Raw genomic sequence first — 4446 nt, 5'->3', positions numbered from 1 at the left:
GTGAGTCGTCGTTCAATTCGGCGCGAGGAGGGTTCGGATGACACACCTACCCCTCCTCAGTTAAGCCATGAACCAACTTCGATTCCGGCTGCAGTCATGCGGTTTGTCTCTTAGCTAAAGACAGATGACTTGTTCCTGTCCGCCCACCCAAAGCACGCGCCGAGCGAGATTGTTCGGACAGTCAAGAGCATCACAGCGCGAGATATGTGGGAACAGCACGAACCGTTCTTGGAGCAATACCTGTGGGGCGGTGGGTTCTGGGAGGAATCGTACTCCGTTGGGACAGCAGGCGACGTTTCAACCGACACGGATTGAGCAGTATATCGAGCGAACGGAACACGTGTAGCGGAGCGTACGGCCTTCACCCTCGGGGCTTGACCCCGAGGCACTCGGCCTGCTCCGCCTGTAGAATTCCCATAGGTGAAGACAGATCTGTTTGCGCGTCATCGTTTTATATTCTGGTAGGCTATATAAATTTCATTTCGATAATAGAGAACTCCAACAGCAAAAACAAATAGAACGGTATTAATTTCATATCCATATCTCCCAAAGAATAAAACCAACGAGGATCCGCTAACACCACTTGCGAGCATTGAAGCGAATAGCGGTCCAACACAAACGGGGCATGCAGCGATCCCAATAATGCCTCCAATTGCCGACCGAGCAAAGTCAAGTAGCGCATCATAAAGGAGATACGAAAGCGCAATCAAGCCGATTGCTTGGTAGGGAATGATCATTACTGTGAGCCAGTCCCCGGTATATAGCAGGCTTGGACTCCAACCCAGCGTCCGTCCCCATATGAGCCCGAACCCACTTGGACCAGTTAATGGCTCAAGGTGAGGAGTGCTTAGCCCAATTAACCCCGAGAGATACAGCAGGATCAGCAAGTATATCAGAGAACCAGTAGCGGCAAGGATTTGAGAGAGACACCGTGGTGAAGTCGGTCGAGTATGCCAGATAACCCACATAGAGATAGTAATCCAAATAAACGGAATGAAAAAGTGAGTGATTCGATTTCCTACTTCACCTGTTATATATACGAAAGCGAGCCCACCAATCACTTGGATAGCGAACAAAAGATTGAATGCGATACCAGACAAGAGAACCTGCCTAGTAGAGTCCCTATCGAGCACTGTTCTATTGAGTATCGATCTTGTCATATTTTGGATGAGTAGGGCCTATAATTCTCGGACTTCCCACCATGACCATGGCTGGTATTAGTCGATGAAAAAACAACCGGAACCTTCTTTCAGAGGAATGATTATTCGAATTACATAGCAGAAGGATAGTTGAAACCTCACCCAATATCATATAATATCGGTGGCGAATGCGTGCTGAACTTTTACCTAGAATCGCAGCTTATTGGCTACATGGATATCCTTGTTACTGGCGGTGATGGATTCGTCGGTCAGCATCTCTGTGCAGAGCTCGTTGACCGTAGTCACGACGTTACCTCGCTCTCACGAACACCTGATCCATCGGTCTTACCGGGTGAAGTCGAGCTAACAGAAGGTGACGTCACTGATTATGACTCTATTGAAGGCGAATTTGAAGGAAAAGACGTCGTAATGAACCTTGCAGCACTCCCTCCATTACACCAGCCGCCACGAGAGACAAGTCACGATAGCGTTTGTATTGGCGGTTCTATTAATGCTGTTGAAGCCGCCGAAGAGCACGGCGTCTCCAAGTTCATCGAAATGAGTTCGCTTGGGGCTGATCCAAACGGGAAGATTGCGTACTGGCGGACACAGGGACTTGGCGAAGAAGTTGTTCGCTACTCTGATCTCAACTGGGTAGTCTTCAGACCGTCTTTCATTTTTGGTGAAGGGAGTGAAACGTTTACGTTCATTAGACAGCATACCACGCCATATGTAACGGTCCTTCCTGATGGTGGGAACCAGCCACGATTTCAACCGATCTGGATCGGCGATTGTGTTCAAATGTTTGTCGACGGAATTGAAAACGATGAATATGTCGGCGAAATTTATGAACTCGCTGGACCAGAAGTACTGACACTTGGAGATGTTGCCCGACTGCTGTATGGGACTGACGGAAAATCTATAGAAATTCTTCCAGTACCAATGTTATTAGCAGTAATTGCACTGAACGCCGTTGACCCAATTCCTCAGATCCCACTCGGTGTTAATCAAGCACGTGCTCTAAAAATGTCAAATACAACTCGCTATAACGATATTAATGAGTTTGGATTTACTAAATCAGAATTAATGTCCCTCTCCGCGTACCTCGCGTAGAAACAAGACAAATCTAAATAAGATCTATTTAACAATTTATAAATTAAACTTATGTTGCTGATGACTATATCTCCTCACCGGACTAATCGCGGGCGGAAATGAATCTGCGTATCCACAGAAACTGTACGAGCTAATGCAGTCGGAATACCGACTCGCTCATCTGATGCGCGGCATTTGGGTCGAACACGAAAACCTCGGATTATTGGTAGTGGTTGGAGAGACGCTCCATGGCCCGATGATCGACGATATTACACGGCAGCCTGCAACCGTGGTCCCACGCCTCATGAGTCAGCCCGCGGCTGCGGCCGAATTAATCTCTAATGCCGGCATGATCCGGCGAATCTATGAATCCGACACCGACTCGTGAAAATATACTACTCAAGTAGGGTTCTAGCATGGTAGATGACGGGAACTAGTGGACCTGCCAGTTAATTCGTACCCAGTAGCTGTCCTCGTGTGGAGCGTCGCTACCGAAGGTAAACCTGAGCGGCACAGTCAAAACACGCTTCGGGTGAACTGACTCCCGAGCCGTCGAAGTGAATCGACGGCTCGTACTGGCCATCGCTGTATTTGTGGAACGCGAGCTCCCACGATTCCATGTCACCAGTCCACCCTAGCCGGCACATCTTCACTGGGGTTTGGCGAACCTGCTCTTGTTCCTCCTTCGTCGACCCAGGCATAATCCACGGATCACTGTCGAAGACCTCCACATAGGCGTATTTTCCGCGGAATCGGACGTTAATCCGCGCGCACCGCTTGGACCAAGCGGTGCGCGCGTGCGTCTCTAAGCGGTCCTCGAGAGCCTGCCGTGCGTACTCCGGAATTGGATCCATCCTAGAGAAACGCATCCAACGAGAGTCACTCTATCGTTGGAAGCCTTTCAAGGAGTCTCGTCAAGTCGTTCCTCGTGTAGGTCCACTCAAATGGTTCTGGGTCGCTGTTCCACAACTCCCCGAACTCGGTGATGCGGTCTTTGACCGCATCGACCGAGTGAAAGCTTTCGCCAGTCAGTGATTTCCGCGTCAGTACCGAGAAATACAGCTCGATCTGATTCAACCAAGATGCACCAGTCGGCAAATGTAACCCTATTGCGGTGGGATACTGCTTTTTGAGCCACCATCTGAACGTCGCTGGATGGTGAGCGCTGCCATTGTCTAGGATCCAAAAGACCCGATCTGCGCTTCGGCAGATCGGGTCGGCCATCACCTTCTCAACCAGCGTCTCGAAGTTCGCTCGTGTGTTCCCGTCGACGCAGTGGCCAATCACATTACCAGTCCCTGCGATGAACGCAGCTTGGTAGATAGTGGTCCCATGGCGATCGTACTGGTGATCGATACGAACTGATTTGCCGGGTCCCGGCGGTGTCTTCCGCCGGGACCGGGCTTGTATCCCGGTTTTTTCGTCAGCACAGACAATGACGTCACGATCAGTGAGCGGTTCGTCTTCCCATATTCCGGTGTAGAGATCACAGACACGAGCAGCCTTCTGCTTGAACTGAGGATCACGTGGAGTGACCCACGATGCCACCGTCCAGGGTTTAATCGCCGCCTGCTTGAGCCAGGCGGCGATTGTAGATCGTGCTGGACAAGGATTGACTTCGTGAGTCGCCTGAGCATGGATATCGGCGGAGCTGAGTCGAGACAACGGGAGTTGACGGTTCGCCGGAAGTTCACACGCAAGCGCTGTGATGAGAGCGCGTGTGGAGTCAGGATAGATGCGTGGTCGGCCGGGCCGGGGCTTGTCGACAAGCCCGGCCCGGCCAGAGTCAGCGTAGCGATTGCGCCATTTACGTACAGTCTTGCGAGTACAGGAGAGTTGGCGGGCGATATGGGTGTTATTGTAGCCGCGAGCAGCTAACAGGACGATCCGAGAGCGGAACGCATCACGTTGTGAAGCGGTTGCCCTTCGGACAACCGCTTCGAGGTGAGTCCGTTCGAGATAGGACAACGTGATCTGGGCTGGTGTAGGGGTAGTGTGAGAAGACATGAGTTCACGCTTATCACCAGTGAAAGGAGTGGAATGAGTAAGAACTCACCGGGGTGGGTACGAATTAACTGGCAGGTCCACTAGTGCCGCTTCAGCCTTGAACTACTAGATTTATTTCCTCAGAGCGCCTCTTAGTAGTATTCAGACGTGCTCTGAACCCACTCATGCCACGAACCCAGCAGTATGTTGTCGATCTGTCTGCCGACGA

The 4446-nt window shown here is 51.0% G+C and carries 3 protein-coding genes and 1 pseudogene; 2 read left to right on the top strand and 2 right to left on the bottom strand.

Annotation, left to right across the window (positions count from 1 at the left end; translation table 11 throughout):
• Window positions 1-129: 129 nt before the first annotated feature.
• A pseudogene (tnpA, locus tag LCF40_RS22920) lies at window positions 130-346 on the top strand (IS200/IS605 family transposase); the annotation flags it as partial.
• 97 nt (window positions 347-443) lie between these two features.
• Here the strand turns inward: tnpA and LCF40_RS23935 are convergent.
• Complete coding sequence (locus LCF40_RS23935) at window positions 444-1160, bottom strand: DUF7546 family protein (protein ID WP_425504269.1); 717 nt, start codon at window positions 1158-1160, stop codon at window positions 444-446.
• Window positions 1161-1370: 210 nt separating this feature from the next.
• Between LCF40_RS23935 and LCF40_RS22910 the strand changes: the two genes are divergently transcribed.
• Window positions 1371-2252: a complex I NDUFA9 subunit family protein gene (locus LCF40_RS22910; RefSeq protein WP_224830431.1), complete on the top strand. Its 882-nt coding sequence runs from the start codon at window positions 1371-1373 to the stop codon at window positions 2250-2252.
• Between the two features lie 858 nt (window positions 2253-3110).
• Here the strand turns inward: LCF40_RS22910 and LCF40_RS22905 are convergent.
• Window positions 3111-4238, bottom strand: a complete 1128-nt coding sequence (locus LCF40_RS22905; protein ID WP_224830430.1) for an IS630 family transposase — start codon at window positions 4236-4238, stop codon at window positions 3111-3113.
• Between the last annotated feature and the right edge of the window lie 208 nt (window positions 4239-4446).

The organism is Saliphagus infecundisoli, from assembly GCF_020177375.1.
In the GTDB taxonomy this organism is placed as follows: Archaea; Halobacteriota; Halobacteria; order Halobacteriales; family Natrialbaceae; genus Saliphagus; species Saliphagus infecundisoli.
The sequence above is the reverse complement of the archived record's forward strand: the minus strand, read 5'-3'. Positions and strand labels throughout refer to the sequence as shown.